The following is a 20,678-nucleotide window of genomic DNA, read 5'->3' as shown; positions in this document are numbered from 1 at the left end:
CGCTGCTCCCCATCGCCCTCTACGCCGGACTGTTCCCGGGAGCGGGGCGGAGCCTGCTGTGGCACTGGGTAGCGGCCCTCGTGCGTGTCGTCGCACTGGTGGTCGTGATGGGTGTCTTCCTCGCCATGTTGGTCACCGGCCTCAACGGGCTCCTTGACGTCGCCGGTGGCCTGTGGACCCGGTTCCTGCTGGTGATCTTCTTCATGGCCGTCATGGCGGTGGGCCGCCGCCAGCTCCTCGACATCTCAGCCCGTTTCGCCGACTCCACCCTCCAACGTCTCGAAGGCGGCCAGATCGGTGGAGCGCACGGTGCCACCTGGATCCGCCCCTACCAGGCGGGAGGACTCACCGGCCTCGGCGTCACACACACCGTCAGACAAACCACAGCCGACATCCCCGCCCGGCCCCTCAGCAAACAACGTCAGGGCCCGGCGTTGCCAGCCGCCGCGTGGCGCCAGGCGCAGCGGAGGGCCTCAGCGTGAGCTGGCACGTCGTCGCCAAGGCCGCGACTCAGCTCGCCAAGGCCAAGCTCGCCGAGAAGGCCGCCGAGCGGCGCACGAATCTCGGACTCAAACACGTGATCATCGCCGTCGGGATCGTCACCGCGCCCGTAGCGCTGATCCTCCTCCTGGTCGCCCTCGGTGTAGCAGCCGTAGTCGCCGGAAGTCCCGCAGCCGCTGCGGGCGGGGCGCTCGGCATCCCGCCAGTGGTGTTCTCCGCCTACGTCGCCGCCGAGGCAAACGTCTCCAGCATCGCAGCGGACTGCAAAGTTGATTGGCCGATCATCGCCGGCATCTGGAAGGTCGAATCCAACCACGCCACCTACCGCGGCCGCACCGTCACTCCCGACGGCATCGTCACCCCTCCCCTCTACGGGATCACCCTCGACGGCTCGACCCCCGGCTCCGAACAGATCCCCGACACCGATGGTGGGGTCCTCGACGGCGACCCGACCTGGGACCGGGCCGTCGGTCCCGCACAGTTCCTCCCCGGGTCCTGGCGTGCCCTCGGACAGGACGGCAACGCCGACGGCACCAAGGATCCGCAGAACGTGTTCGACGCCGCGCTCGCCACCGTCGCCCACCTCTGTCTCACCGCCCCCGGCGACTACACCAACCCCGACGACCTCGCCGGAGCGCTCCTCCGATACAACAATTCGGCCGTATACGTCACCGCCGTCACCGGGTGGATCGACTACTACCGGTCCTTTCGATTCACCCAGGGAGCCGTCACCGCCGATGGCCTCTACGCCTTCCCCCTCCCCATCGATACGGTCACCCTCGCCCAGATCCGCCGCAGTCACCACGACTACCCCGCCACCGACCTCACCGTCCCAGAAGGAACACCCGTCTACGCCGCCCACCCCGGCACCGTCACCAACCTCTACACACCGTGTCCCACCTGCAAATGCGGCTTCGGTGTCACCATCACCGGCCACGACAACCACCGCTACACCTACTGCCACGGCACCCAAACCTTCACCCAAGCCGGAGACGACGTGACCGCCGGGGAGCTGATCATGGCCTCGGGGAACACCGGCAACTCCAAGGCTCCTCATCTCCACTTCCAGATCCGCAACCCCGACGGTGCACTCATCTGCCCACAACCCCTCCTCGAAGCCTGGTGGAACGGCATCGCACTCAGCCCCATCGCCGCACCCACATCCGGTTGCACCCACTGAAAGGAGCCACCACATGACACCCGACCACCACACTCCCACAGATCCAAGCGAGATCCTCACCAACCAAAGGCTCGGAACCGCCATCAGCGCCCTCGCCGACCCCGACCGGAACCCGAACGGATCGGTGGCCCACCTCGACGAACGCCAGCGGCATGCCATACGCGAGGCCCTCAACCGGTCCTCCGATCCCCTCGTCGCCGTCGCCCATGACCTTCTTGACCAGTGGGACCGGCTGGCCGACGACGACCGGACCGCAGGCCTGCTGCTGTTCGCCCAACTGACCAGAGACCCCGAGCGCCAGCGAGAAACCGGACGGGGGATGGGACGATGACCGGTCCTGACGTCTGCGTGAGCTGTGACGACGAGACACAGCTCACGCCCGAGGGTCTGTGCGGACGCTGTCGGGACGACCTCCGGTTCATTATCCGACCCGTCGCCCACCCCGAGGCCTACCGGCGACGGGTCGCCGCCGAAGCGGGCATCCGAGCCGAGATGGAACGCCACGGCGTGGTCGTGATCACCAGCATCCCGCAAGACAACGGCCTGTGGATCTGCGACTTCTGCAACACCCAGGTCCCCGCCGACGACGAGTACACGCTCATCCCGGTCCTCGGCAGCTACGCCCTCTGCCCGTCCTGTGTCACGACCATCCCCTACTGGCCCGATGGCTGGACCCAGCCGAGTCCGAGGGCCTGCCGCTGCGGAGCCTGCCAAACCCCCCTGCTCGAAGCCTCACTGCACGAACGACAGAGATCCGGCCGGTCGCTCGACCGCCCCTCACCCGGCGCGGGTGTCGAGCGATGACCGAACCCGCCTCCCAGCACAGCCCCGAGGGTGAGCAGGTCCTCACCGTCGCCGCCGCGGTGTTCGTCACATGCTGCGTCGCCGTGTGGACCGCAGGCCAGATTGCCGCCCGCATCTGGGCCGGGGCCTGGCTACCGGTCCCCCTCTGGGACAGCCCGCTGATCCTGTGGCAACTCGCAGCCGACCCTGCACGACCCGGTGACGCCTGGCCGCCTCAGGCCGCGACGCTCGTTCCCGGCCCGACCGCCTACTACGCGATCCTCACCATCCTCGGCATCGTCATCCTCGCCGCGGTGGCGGTCGGATGGCGATGGCACCACCAGCACGGGCACTCCGCCGAGGGCGACACGGCCCGATGGGCGAAACCACGAGACCTGAAACCGCTCCTCGTCCGCCGCCCCCAACCCGGACGGCTCACCCTCGGCACCGTCGACCGGAGACTCGTCGCCACCGAAGCCCAGCACTCCGTCGCCGTCATCGGCCCCGCCGGCACCGGCAAGACCACCGGGTTCGCCATCCCCGCCCTCCTCGAATGGGACGGACCCGTCATCGCCACCTCCGTCAAGGGCGACCTCCTCGAACACACAATTGCCCACCGCCGCACCGTCGGCGAAACCTGGGTCTTCGACCCGGTCAGCTCCACCGCCGAACCCTCCGCCGGATGGTCACCCCTCAACACGTCCGGCGACTGGCAGGGTGCCCTGCGGATGGCCGCCTGGCTCGCCTCCACAGCCCGGGCTGGGGAACGCGGTGGACTTCAAGACTCCGACTTCTGGTACGCCGTCGCCCAGAAACTCCTCGCCCCACTGCTGTTCGCCGCCTCCCGCAACGGCGCCACCATGGCCGACGTCATGCGCTGGGTCGACCTCCAAGACCAAGAAGAGCCACTGCGCGCCCTCCAACACGCCCAAGAACTCGACGCCATCCAAGCCTTCGCTGCTTCGGTCAACCGAGAAGAACGCACCCGCTCCTCCGCCTACACCACCGCCGAAACCGTCCTCGCCGCCTTCGCCGACCCCGGCGTCCTCAACACCACCACCCGCCAACCCGCCATCGACCCTGACCGACTCCTCGACGGCGGCAACCACACCCTCTACATTTGCGGGCCACTCCACGAACAGGCTCGACTCCGACCCCTCTTCACCGCCCTTATCGAACAAACCGTCGCCCGCATCTACGACCGAGCCAACAGAACATCCGACCGTCTCACCAAGCCGCTACTCCTCGTAATCGACGAGGCCGCCAACATCGCGCCACTTCCCGACCTGGCCCAGATCGCCTCCACCGCCCGAGGCGTCGGCATCCAACTCGTCACCGTCTGGCAAGACTTCGCACAGATCCAGGCCCGCTACGGCACCTTCGCCCAAACCGTCATCAACAACCACCGAGCCAAGGTCGTGCTCGCAGGCGTGTCCGACACCCCCACCCTGGACTACTTCAGCCGCCTCATCGGCGACGAGGCCGCAGTCGAAGAGTCCCGAAGCCGCAACGCCGACGGACGAGAGAGCGTCACCGAATCTGTTCGCCATCGGCCCCTTGCCCCCGCGTCCGACCTCCGACGTGCCGCCACTGGAAGCGGCGTGCTCGTCTATGGCAACTTCCACCCGGCGCAGCTCAAGCTGCGGCCATTTCGAGCTCCCGACCGCACCGACTCGACCCGCCTCCGTCTGAGAACATGAATATCCGAGCGGTGTAGCTGAGCGCCGCGGACGTGTTAGGTGGGAGAATGTCAGCACACGCACTAACTGACGCGGAGTGACGAGATGAATACTGATGCTGTTTGGCGCCGAATCGTCAATCATTCGGGGCACACGTTTCACCAGCTTCGAGGGAAGCCATTCACTTACGAAGCACGAGGGCGAACCATCTACCTGGAGGCGACAAACCGCATGATCAGCCGGACGGCAATCGAGAAGGCACTTGAGCGAGTACCGCTCGAGAACACCGTCGTGGTTCAAGACCTCTCCGCCCCGTCGTACATCTACGGGATCCTCATGGATCCCCGCGTTCGAGCCGGCGACTGGTAGGGGAAAGATGACTTCCGCGGGACACGCCTGCCCTCCAACTGATCTCTCGCTGCCCAGCCCAGAGGAGCACGACGCGCGGGTCCTGGTTGCCCGACACACCAACGCCCGGCTCGTCCAGACCGACCGGAGCGGCGGCCCGGACTTCTGCATCGAGCGGGAAGGATCGCATCACGGGATCCTCGAAGTAACCCGAGAGACCAACCAGGACTGGAGAGCACAAGAGGCGCAGCTGAAGACCAAAGGCTGGGTGTTCTACACATCCCTCATTGATCTCTCCTGGCAGTTGGATCTGATCGAGGGTGTCGTGCCGATGAAGCTCGATCTTGACGCCATCGCGGAACTGACCGCCGCTATCGATGCGCTCGGTCTGGAGCTCTTCCCCGACTCCTTGGATGAAGAGCGACCCGAGGTGAGTGCCCTCAGGGACCACGGCGTCGCGTCGGGCTACAGGCGGGACGAGCCCGGCGGGTACATCTACTTCGGCACGCCCGGCATCCAAACTTGGACGGGCGCCGATCACCTGAACGAGGCCGTCACGCATCATGTCGGTGAGAATCGAGCGAAGATCACGAGTGGACCCGGCGAACGCCACCTGTTTCTTTGGATCGAGTTCCACTCAACACCCACTTGGATTCAAGTAACCGATGGGCCCCTACCCGATTCAGCACCTCCGCTGGACGACGTCGACGTCGTGTGGGTAGCGGCCGAGGATCGAGAAGGCGTCCACCTCTGGCGGGCTGACGCGTCGGGGTGGGCCGTAGTCCAATAGTGACGTCGCGGCGACTCGCGAGCTTCAATCAAGACCAGCCGTTGGCTCGCAGCGAGAATGGAGGCGATGGAAGCAGAAGTCGTCGAAGTCGGAATCTCGATCGAGGTCGAGCATGACGGGACGCCCGTGATCAACCATCTCAATAGCTCGGACTACTGCCGGCTCTCGTGGGCCCGAGGTGGCGGTCCACCCTTTACTCGGGGTATCTACCTGTGGACGAGCGACGACCACAAAGTCCTCTACGTCGGGAAGGCCACCAGCAACCAGACCAGCCATCTCTATCGCCGGATCACCGCCTACAAGCGGGCAACACCCGGCAAGACGCAATGGACATCGCTCCGCATCAACTCCGACATCCTTGGATACGTCCAAGGTGGCGGCAGAGTTCGGCTCATCTGCCTGTCGATGCCGGATGCTGATCCCGAGGACGTCACGCATGAAACGCTCATCGACCAAGCGCGGCCTCCATGGAATCGCCGGCGCAATCCACACCCGAGAAGTGTGTATGCCGCAATGTCGCTGGCCGATCTCCTCGACATTCCAGTCTCGGAGCCTCTTCCAACCTCGGTGTCACTCCCCGTCTGACTCGCCGCCGAGAATCAGCTTCCCCACTTTTGGGCGATGTAGTCGACCGCCTCGCGGGTGCTGAGTCTTCTGGTGGAATTGCCGAGGCGGACGTAGAACCAGTCGTCGTCTTTCATCTTGACGTAGACAGGCGATCCACTTGCGCGGGCAACCACGCGGCAGATCGTGGTGCCGTTGACCGATGGGAAGTCGATGGAGGCGTTGGCGGTCGCGGCACCGCCGATGGAGCTCTCGACAAGAGTCGTGAGCCAATTCTCAAAGCCATCGAGGTCCTTGCGGGGCGTGACCTTGAGGTCCTCGTCGAGACCGGTTGGATGTCCCAGATCGTCGACTCCGATGAGCAGCGTTCCGCCATGGCCGTTCATGAACCCAGCGATACTCTTCACCACCGCGTGCTCGAGCTCGCGATCCTTGTCCTTGATGAACTCGTTCCAGCGAGCCGTCCGCTTGAACTCGAGGGTCCTGCTCTCGCCGGTTGCGATGAGGTCCTGCATCGAGCCCGGCGTTGGAGCCTCCTCTGGCTCGACTGGACCTGCCTGCTCCTCAATCTCCTCCTCAACATCCTCTGGCTGCTCGGGGACTCCGACCCACGATTCGATCATCGAATCGCGATCGACATAGGAGAACGACGTTTTGGCGTACTCATGAGGCGCCAGCTTCTTGAGCTGCTCCTTGACCCGGCGCCGACCTTCCATCGCGAATTCGACATATTCGCGTAGCTCGGACCTTGTCCACTCACCATCGGGATGCAGGATCTTGAGAAGGCCGGACAACGTCTTACGCACAGCGCGGTCATCACGTGCGTTCAGATGAGGACCGAAGGCGAACTCATGCCCAACAGCGTCGGCGAAGCTGAAACGCCTCGAATCTCGCAGTGCTTCGGACAGGTAATCCGACACAAACCCGTAGTGGCTTGTGAAGGAATCCGGCTCCATTTTCGGCACATCCCAGCCCGGGAGGTAGTAGTGCAATCGGTCGATGAACGCCGCATCAATCATAGCGTTGGGGAGGTCCGCGAAGAGGTGACTGGTCTTGACCAGTGTCTCTGCTGGTAGATCAATGTTCCCAAGCAGCACTATCGACGCGTCAGCAGGAAGCTCTTCCTTACCGCGTGCGAACGACCCAGACTCCATGTAGTCCTTGAGCATTTGCACCACCGAGGAGTCACCAAACTGCATCCCCGCAACCTCGTCGAATGCCACCACATCCCACAGCCCAACCAGGCCGAGCCGACCCGTTCCAAGATGGACGAAGAGCTGTGGAACCGACGTCTTGCCACCTGAGATGAGGATGGCGTTCGGAGATGTCTCTCGGTAGACGAACGACTTCCCAGTCCCGCGGGGTCCAAGCTCCACGAGGTTGTAATTGCGTTCGGCCATGGGGACAAGCCGCAAGAGGATGAGGAGCTTCTTTCGGAAGTCGTACTTCCCAGGTTCCAGGCCGACCGATCGCACCAGAAGGTCCACCCACTCATCACGGCCAAACGCCTTGCGACCCTCGCGATACTCCTCCTGCGAGAACGCGGCGACCTGAATCGGCTTCAGCGACTCGATAAAGAAAGGATGGGACTTCTGGCCGACGTCCTCCGTCTCGTTGTAGACCAGATCTGCCTGCGCCCAAATCCCACCTTCCAGGAGACGCCGGTACTTATAGACGATGTCCTCTGGTACGTGGACATATTTGCTGCCAAAGTTGGCGAACTCGGCCCAGAACTTGCCTTCCGTCTCGACGAATCGCACCGAGATCCGGTCGATGATCCTGTGAGAGCCCTTGCGCTTCAGATCTGCCTGTGCGGTCTGGGACTGATCGGGCCAGACGAAGTTCTCGGTCAAGGTCTGGTTTACGACGCTGAGGCCCACCTCGATAGCAGCCGGATCGTCGGTGGCGCAGTACTTGCCCAGCAGGTACTCCAGGACATAGACGGGCACATTGGCGCCAACCTTCACCCGTCGAACCAGGTCCTTGCGGACCACACGGCCCGGGAAGGCCTCGTTGGCTTTGGAGTCAAGTGCGTCAAGCGTCAAGATCGGCCTCCACCAATACCGGAGCAGCCACAGGTGCGGGCTTGGAACGGCCGATGCGCCGGTCTGTCTTCACATCCATAACCCGCAGTTCGACTTTATCCCCCTTGTCGAGGTCGGCAATGACCTGGAACGACACCAATGCCTCCGAGTCTGGGGCGAGGCGCACAACACCCTCAGCCACCTCGGCACCGCCGGCGGCCACCAACTTGGCGATCTCGGCCCCATCTGATATTCGCACCGCATTCACACTGACATCTATCGGCTCAACGGAGAAGAGACCCGACTTCAGGAACAGCTTGCCGGTGAAGATACGCGAGGTGACCTTCCCGGAGATAGCGACCTCGACCGTGAGCGGTTCGGTGCCTGCCGCGGCTTCGAGCTCGACGGTAATCACCGGCACGAGCATCTCCTGGGGTGAAATGCCCCCGTGGAAGAACCCACGGGCGCCGCCTGCCGATATCAGCCCAAGGCCCCGCGGGACAAGTAGGTCCAGGTCTCCCGGAATGCCGACCGCCGAAAGGGGCACTCGGATTAGTTCGTCGCCCGCAGCTCCACCTGTACCGATGAAGACCCGACGGTGCACCTCACCCTTCCCGCCAGGTTTCGGGATGATCCGATGCTGCCCTACATCCCGGCTGAGGATCAGAAACCCATGGTCGGAGGAGATGACGAAGCGGGTGACGCCGGCGAGCGACAGCTTGGCAACGGCGCGCCGCAGGTGCTCAACGATGATGGGAAACGAAGTGTGAGCAACGGCGAGCTTGCCTGCTTCCCCCGCCTCATCGAACTCGGTCGACCGCACCATCACGACCTTGGCACCATTGATCCTCTCCTTGAGGTCACTTTCACCCTGGGTGACAAGGTCGTCGAGAACGATGTCGACCACGTGGCCGTGGGCCGCTTGGAGCAGCGACAGACGCTCCGGCGGCGTCATCACAGGAGACCCGTCAATAGACACCATGAGCTTCTCACGACCATCGAGTTCCAGACGGAGCGCAGTGTGGGCGTTGGGACAGAGGTTGGCCATACCCACCAGCGTGATCGACGGAGCGGCCCCGAGAGCCCCCTCAACCCGAACCGCATCCTCCCCGAAGGCGCGCTGCAAACTGGCGGCGAGCTCACGACCCAACTCGTACCGCAAGGCATCCACGAAGAAGTAGGCGACCTGGCTGCCCTTCCGGACATACGGCTCGACGAGTCGATCATGCACCTCGCCTTGTCGTAGAAGGGAGCCGTTCGCCAGCCCGCGGGCAGCAACGCCTGCCGTGAAGGAGCGAAGGTACTGATCTAGCCATCCCTCATAGGCAATCCGGGCCGCCTGCATGGGTTGCTCCAAATCACCCAGCTCATCAAGACGGGTCATGCCAAGCTCAAGACGACGATGCTCGGCATCCACCTGCCATGTCGTTGCTTCGTAGTCAGCGAGAACCGATTCCGGCTTGGCGCCTGTGGCGTTTGAGTCCAGACAGAGCGCCTGAAGCTGTGAAGCCGCATGGGCGATCTCCCATCGAGACTGCCACGGCAAGTCCGCGTCCCATTTCGCCCAGAACGAAGACCGCCGAACTGCGGCAAGCGCTGCCGCCTGGTCGTAGTCGCCCGCTGTGTACAGATTCAGGTAGTGCGCTAAAGCGAGTTCATCGAGAGCGGGGCTGCTGTCAAGCTGAGCCAGCTCCGGTACCCACCCGAGGGCATCGAGATCCAGGCCTTCAAGCGCACCCTCCATGCGACTCCGAAGATCCGACAAGCGCTGCCGATCTGCCTGCCATCGCCGCAGCACCTCGATCGCCCGATCGACCTGGCCCGGAGTAGCCGCGGCCGCTCCCGTCGCTACTCCCGACCGGACGAGTTCGGCAGCAACGAGACGTTGAGCGATGGCTGTACCCAGGTCCCCAGTGCCGCCGAACTGACCACCCAGCTGCTGCTCAAGGAAGCGGTCAACCTCGGTCCGGAATGCGTCATCGGAGAAGACGTCGCCTGCGCCGCTGCACGCAATACGAAGCATGATCTCCACGGGCTCGGCAGTGCCAAAGCGCTTGGTGAGCAAGACTGGCCCCCCACCGCCCTGTTCGAGAATCTCTTCGGCCTCGGTCAGTGTCCGAGCCGAGCGGGCAACCTCCTCGATCCGCTCGATGGTGAGCTGACCTTCCAGTGACTGTCGGAGGGCAGTACCGAGGAGCAGTTTGAATGACCGATCGAGGCCGGTGGCAGCGCGGACCTCTGCCAACGGATCCTCGGCCGGCGGTTCGACAGGAACGTAGACAACGAGTCGCGGGAGCTCGGACCCTCCCATGGAGTCTTCAATCTCACGGCGAAGCCGATACCAGCTGCCTGCGTACGCCGCGAACCCGACATCCTCTCGAACGAGAGACGGCGCCTCATCCACATAGGAACCCTCCGGGTCATCCCACACCACGACGCCATAAGCCGAGACTTTCTTCGCAAGGCTGTCGGCCACGTTGTTGCGGAGAACACTCATGCCTTCAGCCGATCGAAGTAGTCCCGCTGAACCGTCGCCCAGGGGTATTCACCCTTCTCCATCTTCTTCCTGTGTTCGGCAACGTCCTTGCGCCACTTGGGGTCTGCGAAGAGATCCTCCAATGGTGCTGCGTTGAGAATGATCCCATCGTTCAGATCCGGTTCCCACCCTGACTGTGCCACGGCTTCCGCTCGCTCCTGGAACACCTTCACCTCCCGATGGAGATCGTCCACTAGCTCAAGGCGCTCCCGGACATCTCGGCCCCGGGCCTCGACGTCACGACGAAGTTGCGCGGCCTCGTCCGAGAGCCGGCGAAGCTTGTCCTGAGCGTGGCGGGCGATGGCGAACAACTGTTCGCGCGACAGCCAAGGCGCATATACCCAAAGACCCCACTCTCTCGACGGCACGGACAGGTACCAATAGATCGGTGCCTTTCGCCTCGACTTCGAATACAACGTCACGTGCTCCATGAAGAACCTCGACCGGAACAGGGACCGCAGATCCCTGGCTTTCAGAGGCTCCATCGCCCTTCTCAGTTCGCGATCCGCATCGCGGAACAGGATCTCGGCGACAGTCTCGACGGCGTGCACCACGTCCCAAGCCTGATCAGGGTCGTCAACCAGTATCCGATCCGGCGGTAACGCCAACGGATAGCCTTCTGGTTGCGTGCGCGAAGGCAACCCGTCATCATCCGTCAGCATTCCAGGAGAGCACACGGGTAACGGATCGAACGGATCCGGTAGCGCGTTTGAGGGTCTGCCATCATCCCAATGCCGGAGATCCCACCGACCGAGGCTCAGCCCAAGACAGTAGGAAATGTCCAACCGCGGCTCTGTCGGCCGTACCGGAAGGTTCATTTCTTCGGCCGCAGCGACTATCGATTCGGGATGTGCTTCAAGCACGTGCGACAGCAGCTCAAGCCTACGGTCGACCCAATAGGACTGAACTGCCAGATGCCGAGCGCCGCCCGCTCGCTTGACCGCCTCACTCGCTAAGTGAGCGATGGGCATCTTCCACAAGGTTCGGAGGTCCTGCATCTCACCCGGCGAACGGGCCGGATACTCCGCCGGATGCAGTCCGCGCTCAATCACGAGATCTGACACAGCAGCCTCATCGAGACCGAGGCCATTCATAGTTGCAATCTCGATACCGTAGGCCAACTGTATGGCCTCCACCGCTGACAGATCTTTGCCTAGGTTGACCAGCGCGCGCGGCGAGAGGAAGAGGTGAGAGGTCTCATCGGCGAGGAACTCGCTCTGGTGATACCGCACCAAAGACTGCACACTGCTCGTCAACCCCTCACAAGAGAAGTATGGCAGCACTTGCACTTTGCTGATCTCGTATTTGCGACCCGGGGTTCCGGCCTGCGTACCCTCACCCGCCGCGAGCTGCAGATCCAGTAGATACCGAACGAGCCTTGTATTCAGGTATCCGAGCAATCCGTAGTTGGCTTCACCACCGCCTGACGCGAACACCCCGAATCCCTGATCCGAGAACACGGCTCCAGCCGGCAGCACCCTTGGACCAAAATCCGATGTGGTGAATCGAGTGTATGTGAGTCCCGGTTCGAAATGGCGACTGGCCCTGTGAAGAACCCACTCCGGATCACCCTTGAGATATGGATACTTTGAGGTGACCGAAGCCGCGATCCTGCGCGCGTCATCCTCCCAGTCGATAAGCAAATGAAGATCAGCAAAGTAGGGAGCGTATTCGCCACCTTTGGCAAACGGAACCCATCGATTCTCTTTGCCGACAGCTCGCGCCGGGACTTCCCACCAAAGTCGGAGGAATCGGAAATCGTCCTTGCTGGAAGCCCCGTGCTGAACGTCGGCGCCGTCTCCGAGTCGCGGACGTTCAAATAGTTCTCGCAACGTGGGACTCACCCAGTAAGCGAGCGGAATGCCGGGTATCTTCAAGAAGTCGGACGAGTGAACGCGAAAAAGATCCGCACTCTCAGGGTGCCCCATCGCAGCTTCTTTGTCGCGTTCATTTAGAAGTCTCCAGAATGCTGCGGTGCGCTCGGCGGCCATGCCAGCTGATACGAAAGCAGTAATCTCGACGACAGCCGCCTCCACCGCTCCGTATCCGAAGTCGGCTGCTGCAACCAGCCGAGGTATCACAACATCCGATCGCCACTTCTCGAATGACTTCAAGAAGAACCCCGGACGAGCCGCGATCGTTCCAACGTAACCATGAGAGTTGGCCAGCTCGATACCTCGCTGCGCAAAGGCGGAATACAGCTCTGTTGCATGACTGCCATATGTCTGCTTGAGCCAACGAGTCGCGGCCGACAGGCACTCTCCGAATGGCGGATTCATCACTATCGCGTCGTATCGGCGTGCGCACAGCTCTGCAAAGCGCAAAGCATCGTGGGCGTCTGCGGCGAACAGCCGCTCAGCCGTGGTTGAGGCCGAATCGCTAGCGATCCTCGACACGGCTTCAAGGACGGACGCCTCAGCCTCTTCATAGCTCTTGGGTACAGCGTCTCCCAACTGAGGCCGCTTCACACGTTCTCCGATCGCGCTCCGAAGGTACTCCTCTGGCTTGAGGAGTGAGCCGAGCACAGGGGCTTGTTCGAGCAGGGCATCGAGACCCATAACGATGTCGCGAACTGCCGAGGATACGTCCGCCATCACCAATGATCGGACAGCCGGATCTTTCGGTAGTGGTCGCGCAGTGACGATGGCTGGAGCATCTAGACGGCCATCGGGGGCGGACTGCCGGGCTCTCAAGTACAACACGGCCTGGGCGACCTGTGCCGCCCGATTGTCAATCTCGATTCCATATAGAGACCCAAGGATCTTCGGCGCGGCATCCGTGGAAGAAACACCCATCTCGCGCCAGGCGCGTTCCAAGATCTCGTACGCGCCAAGAAGGAAATGCGCCGACCCCACGGCCGGGTCCAAGACAGCAACGTCCGCTAGCTCCAAGACGGGGTTGCCAGTCTGTATGTCGCCAATGAGCAGCGGCAACTCCATACCGAATCCGGACTCGCGGAGTCTCCGACCCAGCGTGTTCTGAACTAGGAAGTCGACCACGTAGCCAGGAGTGAAGAACTGGGTTCGAACAGCCAGAGCATGCGGATGATCTTGGCTTTTGGCCTCGACTCGCTCCTCTTGGGTGTTGAAGAACTGATACGCCCATCCCAGCGCGTCCGGCTCGACCCACATGTCGGCCAAGTCCGGGTCCGATAGAGTCGTCACTGCCCTCTCTAGTACATCGGCCGATGGCACTAGCGACGATAAGGGATTGCGGCGATCGAAGAGCCTTGGTACCGCATGCGACAGCTCATCGCCGCAGATCTGAAGGTAGGTCCAATAGCCTCCCGAGTCATCAGCCTCACGAAGCAGTGGGAACCCCTCCAAGGCCTCCACGAACCCCTGCGATGTGGTACCGGAGGCCAGCGACGGGGGAAGCACCCCGATCGCCTCTGCCACCCGGATCGCCAATAGGCGGTTCACCGTTGTGAAGACCGCCTCGCGCAGCATTCGCTCCACTGCCGCGGCCGCACCCAATCCTTCGCCAAGCAAATAGCCGATCACGCCGACTAACTCGCTTCGGGCCGCAACGTCGTGAGCAGAGAGGCTCAATGCATCGATGGCGTCGACCTCCCCCGCCCGGCGCCCTGACAGGTAGATGCCGAACTTCCCCTCGGCCAGGTTGGCGAAGTCCTCCTCGAAGACGTTCCTCAGGCGGGAGACTGCCCGCGCCAACCCTGAGCGCTGTTCAGCTGAGACCGTCATGAGAGTTGGAAGTATTTGCCATCACCGAGGGCCGACTCGCCTGCCCCGCGAATGGAGCTGAGCAGAGCGTCGAGCTCCTCCTCGGACGTGACCGTGTTCGGATAAAGCTGGCGGGCTCTTGCCTGGATGACCTCGACGCCGGTCGATCTGCCGGCCTCCCACCTAATCTTGTCAACCTCGTTCGGCAGGCTCGCCGCGAGGGCACGCAAGCGGTCGATGCTGGGTCCAGTCTCGAAACGCCAGTCTGGATGTGGCTTGAAATCATCGAGCCGGCGAAGGAGCTCCTCCTGATCTGGCTCGGGGAGCTGTCTCACAACAACAACTGCCTCGATTCGAGCTTGTTCGTAACGCTCTCCAAGCGCCCGCTGTGAGCTCTGCCAGGCTTCGCGCTGTTCCTCATCGATCCCTTCGACTGCGCTTCGCAGGTCGGCGAAGCTGTCGGCGTAGTCGGCCGCGTTAAGTACCGCCCGCACCGCTTCGAGACGCTCTCGACCGGATTCCGAGAGCTCCAGCGGCGGCGAGGAGACGATTTGCCTGGCAGATCTGAGGAGCGAAAAGCGATCATCCTCCCCGAAGAGATCGTCGAGCCTGCGAGCGGCGAGAATCCCGTCCTTGATATCAGCTCTTGCGCCATCGATCGAGCCGATCCGATCTTCATCGCCTTCGGTGGTCGACCGTGCCAAAACCCGATGCGCGGACTGAATGCTCTCCGGTACCAGGAGCCCGGCACCTTGAAGCATGGCCGCAAGCCGGCCAACCCGCTCACGATCCGCGGCAAGCCCCTCAACAATTGCGCGGGCTAGCTGGTCGGTAGCGATTGGGGTCCGGTCCCCCGTCAGTTCGTCCAAGAGGCGAGCGACCCTGGTCTTGGCGGCGGCATCAACCCGTTCCTCGCGCGGAAGGAACGCCGCCGACCTGAACTTCGGCAGCGACGAGAACACCTTCTCTAGCCTGGCGTCTGTGTGCGACCGCAGTCTTGCACCGTCAGATGTAATCTCGACCTCCCCAGACCGCATCGCGGCAGCCGCCACGATCATCACCATGTCTACGTCGCCGCCGTAGGGGGGGTTACCGAAATGGGACTCCAAGTAGCGGCCCGATGCCTCTTGGCCGTAGCTGCGCCGCTTATCGACTTCCTGGAGGAATGCGGCAATTGCCGGAGCGTCTTTAGCGATCTCGTGCCCGCTCGGCGTAGCTCTAACGATGCCTAGCCCGTCTTCGCCGAGAGAGGCTGGAAGCCCGCTGAGGTCGTCATCTTTCAGGATTGACAGGGCGTATGTTCGTTTGATCGGGGCGGCCCAATCGCTGAGGTGCGGATAGATCTTCGCCACCCGCTCGGCAACAGCAGTCGACAACGCCGACCTGATGTCAGATCCGGAGAAGGACTCCTCGACGCCTTGGAAGACAACGTGGCCGTCGAGAAGGTCGGCACCTAGGGCACGGTCGAGATCGTGTTGGAGTCGGTCGGCGCGCTTTCGTTCTTCGTGGAGTAAGCCGGTTTCTTCGCCCGTTCGGGCGCGGGTTTCCGTCTCTCTGATCATTTCTCGAGATCGATACAGCTCTTCGGCGGTACGCCACGTCTTGTCTGACCGCTCGAACACCACGAACAGGTCCGATTCGTGGGCGGTTTCGCGGGACAGTCGTACCGCTCGGTCCGTCTGGTCGGCGCCACCCTCCAGGATTCGCACGTGAATATCGCCGTCGGTGATTCGCTCCTCGTCGAAGAGGAGGCCCAGCTTGAATTCGCGGGACGCCGAGGCAGTGACCCCCGAGAGCAGATCTGCGAGTCGCTCCCGCACGATCCGACGGAACTGTCCGGTCTTGAGCCCAAGCGATCGCCGCCGCTTTTCCCAGTCCTTTTCTTCCGGGGATTGGAGCCGGAATCCCTCGTCGGTCTCCCGGAGAGTCTCGTCGTCTGTGAGGTGCTGAAGGGCGTCGCCGACCTCTGGATCGAGGGACTCCGCGGCCACCGCAGGGTGGAGGAGGACCGCGAGATTCGGTCGGCGGAGGTGGACTTGGGGAACATCCGACAGGAGGGCCACCGCTTTGGCTACTGCTGGTGCCAGCGACTTTGTCCCGTGGCGTTCCGTCGTCTGGTCGATCTCAAATCGCCAGGCGTCCGGGATAATCCCTTCGAGCAGGTCGTATGCCATGGCCGCTGTCGCCAGGTCACCGACGTCACGAGAGCCCAGGTTTGTTTGCTGGTTGATGATGAGCTGTTGAGCCAGCCGGATGAGGGTTCGGTTGGTACCTCCGAACATGGGGCCTGCGCCCCCTCTGGCGCGGTGAGCGGACACCGCTCGGATGAACAGCTCGATCTGGTATGGGAGAAGCGGGTAGAACTGCACGAACTCGTCACCGGTGAATTCCCGGCCGAGTGCCGATGAGTCCAGGGTCACGTTGGCGAGGAGCTGATTGGCGTAGTCGTCGTAGATCTTCCTCACGACGGCCTTGCCATCGGCGGTCTTTGAAAGAACCCGATGGCTCACCACTTCTTCGATATCGCTCGTGGCGAGGTCGACCCGAATTGGGAACCTGTCCTGGACCCGGGCGAGTTCGACTCGCTTTCCACCCAGCGCCGACACCACCTCTTCGAGCGCTTCTTGCGAAGTGGCTACGAGCCACAACCGTCCGTCTTGCTTCTGGAACGCCTGGGCGATGCCTTGCAGGTCGAGCATGCGATGTACATCGGTGGCCACGTACTGCCCCACCTCGTCGACGATGAAGACGACCCGCTTCCATCCGGGACGACGGCGTTCGAGCAGTTCGAGGGCCCGTTGAGCGAACGCATTGGCGGTTAGTTCCGGGTATTGCTGACTCCCACGGGCCCAACTGTCGGGCTGGTTGTAGACCGTGGGGCGCAGCAGATGCATTGCAGCAGAGGCCTCGTTGGCGGCCAGGGCGCGGTGACGGCGGTCTTTCCATACCTTCCCATCATTGGCCTCTTCAAAGAGCCGTTCGAACTCCGCGAGATCGTCATCCTCCTCCAGCGTGAACTCGAGTTCGGCGAGCCGTGGTTCACGGGAGTAGCCGAGTAGGGACAACAATTCGCGATAGAGCGGGAGGATGATGCTCTCGCCCTCTTTCAGAACCTGGGTTCCCGCTGAAAGGTCGACGAAAACCGATAGGGCTGGAGCTCGATCGTGGATGGTGTTCAGCAACGCTGTGACGCTGTCGCCCTTGAGCTGTTGAGTGAAGAGCTCGGCGGCTGTGCTGGTCCCCAGGGTGGGGTTGGCGAGGATGTACCCGAGGACTTTGGCGAACGATGACTTGCCTGACCCGAAGAACCCCGAGACCCAGACGTTGACTTCCTCGGACGGGTTCAGGATGGTGTCCTGGTACACGTCGAGGACCTTGATGAACTCACCTTCGATGTGGTTTGTGACCCAGTAGTCCTCGATTTCCTCGGCGACGGTCCCGAGATCGGGGTCGTCGACTTTGATGACCTCCTTGATCCTCCGGGACAGGTCGTTCTTGAAGATCTCCTTGATGATCACACGCCACTCCTCTGCACGATCTTGGCTCGGTAGCCGTGGGCTGGCTCGCACTTTCCCATGAAACTCAGGCCAACGCCTCCGACCACATGTCCCGGGTACATGAGCACCACCGGGACCAACAGGCGTTCCCGAAGATCCTCCAATAGCGAAGACGTTCGGTATGCGGGATACAGAGCTCCTGCGCGATACAGGAACGCCACCGAGCGAGCCGGAAAGGATTCCATTCTCTGCCTGACCCTCTGCGACAGGCTGGGTTCGTCTCGGAGGATCTCGTTAATGGTTTGGTGGATGTCGTCGAGGGCCTTCGGGTCATCTGGCCGGGCAAGCTCCTCACCCACGATGGCGTCATAATCACCCGAGGCGTCGATGGCCTCCCAGAAGAGGTCGGCTAGCGAGATAGAGGCGCACCGAATGTCGTTCGCTTCGAAGGCCAGCTTCAGATCGGCCATATCCCGTCGGACGGGATACTCGTCCTTTGGGTCGTACACATAGACGAAGTACGGTGGAACTTCGGTTGTGTTGGATCGCTCAACGAAGCGGATGACGTCGTCGCGGATCTCCTGAAGCGGCCTAGACAGCGACACGGACGATCTCCTCCAGTTCATTGTGGATCCAGTCGAGCCGCGTGACCGAGCCCGCTTCGGAGTATCGGAGGAGTCCTATTCGGTCGGCCTCAAGGAACAGTGCGCGGACGCGATGCTCGTCCAGAAGCCATCGCCGCCACACGTGGGTCGTGGGTATGTCTGCGACGTCCTCGTGCCGCAATCGGGCGGTGACGTAGGCGAATCCGGCAATGGTCAGGTGTGGTGGGGCCAGATGCTTGTTTGCCCTTCCTTTCAAGACGCCGAAGTCACGAAGAGCCGACAGGAGGCCATGGACGACACGCCGGCGAGTGGCATCACCCCATGCCTTGAGATCCGGGTCGGGAGTGATGTCGAGAAGCGTGCGCTCAAGTTGGTCGGTGGTGACGCTGCTGCGACCCTGTTCCCACCAGTCGAACAGGACATTCTCAGCTACAAAAGCGAGAAGGTCGTCGTTTCGGGTCGCCTCGAAGTAGCACGTATCGCGGAAGGCCGAGCTGTCCCGACTGATCATGCGAAGGGTCGAAAGGAGCGGCTGCGCTGGGTCAACGAAGCGCTGGCGGAGTATCTGGAGGGTGTCCTCGGTCCGCTTACGGGACGGCAGTCCGAGGAGGTTCAGGGTGCGTATGCGGTCGAGGTTGGCATCGGTTGGCTCCGACTCGTCCCATACCTCGAGTAGGCGCCGAGTCTCGGCGAGAAGCGCCCCACCTTTGATGATGCGAGTGGTGAACTCAGTCATGCGGTGAGGTCGAAGTAGGGGGCAAGGAACTCGGCGTTGATGGTGCGGTAGGCCCCGATAAGGCCGGCCAGCACCTCGTCGAGACGGTCGGCGTCCTCGACGTCGGATCGGGAGATGGTGCCGAGGAACAACCCGGACCCGCGGCGCTCGACCTGTGGCCCGTCCGGAAGTCGGTCGAGGAGCTGGTCTGTGGTGGCGGTCTGGAACGGTTCGAATGGCGTGAGGTCGTCCTCGAGCTTCTGTTCCAGAAGCCAAGAATGGACCAACCGGTAGAAGGGAATCTCGTCGGAGAAGAGATGAATAGCGTCCTTGCGCCCGAGAGCTTCTTCGTGACGGGCTCGAGCGGACACCATCGAGAGCTCCATTGCCGTCGCCGCCCAAGTTCGTTTGAAAGAACGGGATAGCAGGAACGAACCGGTTTCATCGAGACCATGCGAGCGCCACCAACCCCGATGGTCCAGGTCTCCGAGACGGACAACCGACAGGATCGACGCGATCTGATCTTCATTCGTAGTTATTGTCACGTCTCCACTCGCCGCTGGTCCCAACCGATACTAGAAGACCGCCACCTCGTGGCCTCTTTCTCCGTAACCAGGATCCTGCAGCGCAGGCAGACTCCGCTTCAACTCTCGGCGGGCCGCCAGCCAATCCACGCGTCGCTCGATTTCGCCACTGCTCGGCCCTGGTCCCAAGAGACCGGGAGCATCATCCGGAACCCGGTTCTCGGTCCGGTAGCGAACTGCCCGATCGGCTATCGCGTCCCAGGCGGCTCGACGATCTGTTTCGGCGGGCCGCTCGCCGATGACATCGACGATCCAGTCAGGTGGCTCGTATGCGATGGCGTCGAGCCGGTCTCGATGTCGGGCGCGAGCCTCCCCGTGGAGAGCGATGTAGTCGGCAAGAAGGTCGTCCCGGCCGTCGCGGGGCTCGGTGGCTCTCAATTCAAGTTGTGCCTCCAGGGCGGCCAGGCGCTCGTTCAGTTGTCCGTCTGTGATGGTCCTAGGTCCCCGTCCAGTGTCAGAAGCCGCCGGCTCCGTGGCCGTGCGACCGAGGGCCGTGACAAGGGCGGGCAGCCGGTCGGGGTGTTGGTGGGTTAGGTGCGTGCATTCGCTCTCGTTGAGGTCTGGATCGGTGAGGTAGATCGTGTTTGCTTCCCGGCCTCGGCTCATGGTGACGTAGTGAGTCGCCCTGGGTTTGATGGAGACCGTTTTGTTTGGTTTCCTTGCTTACCCTGTGGTGGCTAGTTGAGCGTAGTGGGCCTCCTCGTGTTCGTCGGGTGGGATATCGCCGAGGTAGCCGTGGAGCCGCTCGGTGTTGTACCAATGCACCCAGCCCAAGGTGGCTAGTTCGACTTCCTCGACCGTTCGCCAGGGTCCTTGGTCGGGGCCGCGGATCAGCTCGGTCTTGTATAGCCCGTTGATCGTCTCGGCGAGGGCGTTGTCATAGGAGTCACCGACTGATCCGATCGAGGGTAACGCTCCGAGTTCAGCGAGGCGTTCCCCGTAACGAACGCTGGTGAATTGAGAGCCGGCGTCGGAATGCGTCACCAGTCCTTCGAGTCGGCTGCCTCGGGACCAGCGGGCCATCTCGAGTGCGTCGAGCACCATCTGGGTGCGCATGTGTGAGGCGACTCGCCATCCAACGATCTTGCGACTGAACGCGTCGGTGATGAAACACTGAACCGCCCTGGGTTTGATGGAGACTCGGTTGTTTGGTTTCCAAGTCATCCGGTAGTGGTCAGTTGAGCGTAGT

General features: G+C 62.5%; 17 protein-coding genes. 8 read left to right on the top strand and 9 right to left on the bottom strand.

The genetic code is table 11. The features are described 5' to 3' along the window. The 8 genes from P1T08_15510 to P1T08_15475 all read left to right on the top strand — a co-directional run. A partial coding sequence (locus P1T08_15510; protein MDF1597485.1) for a hypothetical protein occupies positions 1-482 on the top strand: 482 nt, incomplete at its 5' end. Continuing rightward, a complete protein-coding gene (locus tag P1T08_15505) occupies positions 479-1,681 on the top strand; it encodes a peptidoglycan DD-metalloendopeptidase family protein (protein MDF1597484.1) in 1,203 nt (400 codons plus the stop codon). The genes P1T08_15510 and P1T08_15505, both read left to right, overlap by 4 nt. A 13-nt stretch (positions 1,682-1,694) precedes the next feature. Beyond that, a complete protein-coding gene (locus P1T08_15500) occupies positions 1,695-2,012 on the top strand; it encodes a hypothetical protein (GenBank protein MDF1597483.1) in 318 nt (105 codons plus the stop codon). Next, positions 2,009-2,485, top strand: a complete 477-nt coding sequence (locus tag P1T08_15495; protein ID MDF1597482.1) for a hypothetical protein — start codon at positions 2,009-2,011, stop codon at positions 2,483-2,485. Before P1T08_15500 ends, P1T08_15495 begins: the two co-directional genes overlap by 4 nt. Beyond that, positions 2,482-4,164: a type IV secretory system conjugative DNA transfer family protein gene (locus P1T08_15490; GenBank protein ID MDF1597481.1), complete on the top strand. Its 1,683-nt coding sequence runs from the start codon at positions 2,482-2,484 to the stop codon at positions 4,162-4,164. Before P1T08_15495 ends, P1T08_15490 begins: the two co-directional genes overlap by 4 nt. An 84-nt stretch (positions 4,165-4,248) precedes the next feature. Continuing rightward, complete coding sequence (locus P1T08_15485) at positions 4,249-4,512, top strand: hypothetical protein (protein MDF1597480.1); 264 nt, start codon at positions 4,249-4,251, stop codon at positions 4,510-4,512. Between the two features lie 7 nt (positions 4,513-4,519). Further along, positions 4,520-5,281 (top strand): hypothetical protein, encoded by a 762-nt coding sequence (locus P1T08_15480; protein ID MDF1597479.1) that lies wholly within the window; start codon positions 4,520-4,522, stop codon positions 5,279-5,281. Between the two features lie 66 nt (positions 5,282-5,347). After that, positions 5,348-5,866: a hypothetical protein gene (locus tag P1T08_15475; GenBank protein MDF1597478.1), complete on the top strand. Its 519-nt coding sequence runs from the start codon at positions 5,348-5,350 to the stop codon at positions 5,864-5,866. A gap of 14 nt (positions 5,867-5,880) precedes the next feature. On the opposite strand, the gene brxL is transcribed toward P1T08_15475, so the two are convergent. From brxL to P1T08_15430, 9 genes are all read right to left on the bottom strand, one after another. After that, entirely contained in the window at positions 5,881-7,890 is a 2,010-nt protein-coding gene (gene brxL, locus P1T08_15470) for a protease Lon-related BREX system protein BrxL (GenBank protein ID MDF1597477.1), read from the bottom strand. Further along, positions 7,880-10,366, bottom strand: coding sequence for a PglZ domain-containing protein (locus P1T08_15465; GenBank protein MDF1597476.1), 2,487 nt, complete (start codon positions 10,364-10,366; stop codon positions 7,880-7,882). Before P1T08_15465 ends, brxL begins: the two co-directional genes overlap by 11 nt. Then, complete coding sequence (locus P1T08_15460) at positions 10,363-14,109, bottom strand: hypothetical protein (protein ID MDF1597475.1); 3,747 nt, start codon at positions 14,107-14,109, stop codon at positions 10,363-10,365. Before P1T08_15460 ends, P1T08_15465 begins: the two co-directional genes overlap by 4 nt. Then, positions 14,106-17,606: a BREX system P-loop protein BrxC gene (gene brxC, locus P1T08_15455; GenBank protein ID MDF1597474.1), complete on the bottom strand. Its 3,501-nt coding sequence runs from the start codon at positions 17,604-17,606 to the stop codon at positions 14,106-14,108. The genes P1T08_15460 and brxC overlap by 4 nt, the downstream gene beginning before the upstream one ends. Continuing rightward, positions 17,603-18,190, bottom strand: coding sequence for a DUF1788 domain-containing protein (locus tag P1T08_15450; protein ID MDF1597473.1), 588 nt, complete (start codon positions 18,188-18,190; stop codon positions 17,603-17,605). The genes brxC and P1T08_15450 overlap by 4 nt, the downstream gene beginning before the upstream one ends. Next, positions 18,177-18,926 (bottom strand): DUF1819 family protein, encoded by a 750-nt coding sequence (locus tag P1T08_15445; GenBank protein ID MDF1597472.1) that lies wholly within the window; start codon positions 18,924-18,926, stop codon positions 18,177-18,179. Before P1T08_15445 ends, P1T08_15450 begins: the two co-directional genes overlap by 14 nt. After that, positions 18,923-19,450 (bottom strand): BrxE family protein, encoded by a 528-nt coding sequence (locus P1T08_15440; protein ID MDF1597471.1) that lies wholly within the window; start codon positions 19,448-19,450, stop codon positions 18,923-18,925. Before P1T08_15440 ends, P1T08_15445 begins: the two co-directional genes overlap by 4 nt. A gap of 30 nt (positions 19,451-19,480) precedes the next feature. After that, positions 19,481-20,095 carry a hypothetical protein gene (locus P1T08_15435; GenBank protein ID MDF1597470.1) on the bottom strand — a complete coding sequence of 205 codons (615 nt, stop codon included), beginning with the start codon at positions 20,093-20,095 and terminating at the stop codon, positions 19,481-19,483. 57 nt (positions 20,096-20,152) lie between these two features. Continuing rightward, on the bottom strand, positions 20,153-20,678 hold a 526-nt coding region (locus P1T08_15430), incomplete at its 5' end, for an integrase core domain-containing protein (protein MDF1597469.1).

This window comes from Acidimicrobiia bacterium (assembly GCA_029210695.1).
GTDB lineage: Bacteria > Actinomycetota > Acidimicrobiia > Spongiisociales > JAHEDJ01 > JAHEDJ01.
Note: the sequence above shows the minus strand (reverse complement) of the source record. Positions and strands in the feature narration are given on the sequence as shown.